Source organism: Mesorhizobium sp. M8A.F.Ca.ET.021.01.1.1 (assembly GCF_003998025.1).
Taxonomy (GTDB): domain Bacteria; phylum Pseudomonadota; class Alphaproteobacteria; order Rhizobiales; family Rhizobiaceae; genus Mesorhizobium.
Map to the genome: position 1 here is coordinate 1 of NZ_RZSJ01001001.1, position 953 is coordinate 953.

General features: G+C 64.7%; 1 protein-coding gene. It reads right to left on the reverse strand.

The window, feature by feature from the left end; all coding sequences use genetic code 11:
* Positions 1–81: 81 nt before the first annotated feature.
* Positions 82–953 (reverse strand): DMT family transporter (locus tag EOA36_RS36175; RefSeq protein ID WP_245464571.1); only part of this gene is annotated, 872 nt, incomplete at its 5' end.

Genomic DNA, 953 nt, shown 5'->3' on the forward strand with positions numbered 1-953 from the left:
GTTTGGGGGGACTTGGGGGGTGGCCCGTCGCACCAATAATGTCTGAGCACGGCGATGGTTCCGTGACTTTGAAATTTTTTTTTAGGAAATATTTGAGACCGGGCGTTGCGAACGTGCCATCAGCCAGTCGCGGCCGGCGTGGGCAAAGACGGCACAGAGCACGATCGCGCCGCCGACCAAGCTCGCCACCGGGGGTATTTCGGCCAGGAACAGAAATGCAAACAGGATCGCGAACGGCACTTCCGCCGAGCCGAGCAGGCCGGATTCAGGCGCCGGGATGAGCCGCGAGCCTTCTGTCCACAGGATCGAAGCCAGCGCGAAGGATGCGCCGAACGTGGCAAGCAGAACCGCGTCCCTTGCCGAGACCGCCAGGGGATCGGTGACGAACCAGCCGAGTATGAACAACAGGAAGGCGGAGACCGCGCCGGCCCACACCGCCGGCGTGTCGCGGAACGCGCGCACCATGATCATGTAGAGCGCGCTGCCGGCCGTCATCAGCAGCGCCAGTCCGTCGCCGAACAGATTGCCGGTACCGAAACCCGACCACACCATGATGGCAACCCCGCACAGCGACACGGCCGCCGCCACCATGGTCTGCAGGCGGAACGGCTCGCGCACCAGCATCCAGGCCAGCACGGCGGCAATGAAGGGCGAGGTCGCGTAGATCACCGCGACATTGGCGACGAAAGTGAACTTGAACGCCGAAATGAAGGCGATGCTGGCCAGCGCGCCTTCCACCGCCAGCAGCCAGCCGCGCCAGCCAAGCCGCAGCGGTTCGCGGTTGCCGGCACGGTGGCGGCGCCACAGCACGTAAAGGCTGATCAGGATCGCGCCGACAAAGCCGCGCCAGCAGGTGATCGTCAGCGGATCGGCATGGATCGACTTGGTCAGCACACCGGTCAGCCCGAATACAGCCGCCGAGGATGACACGAGGATGATGCCCAGCGTGCGCT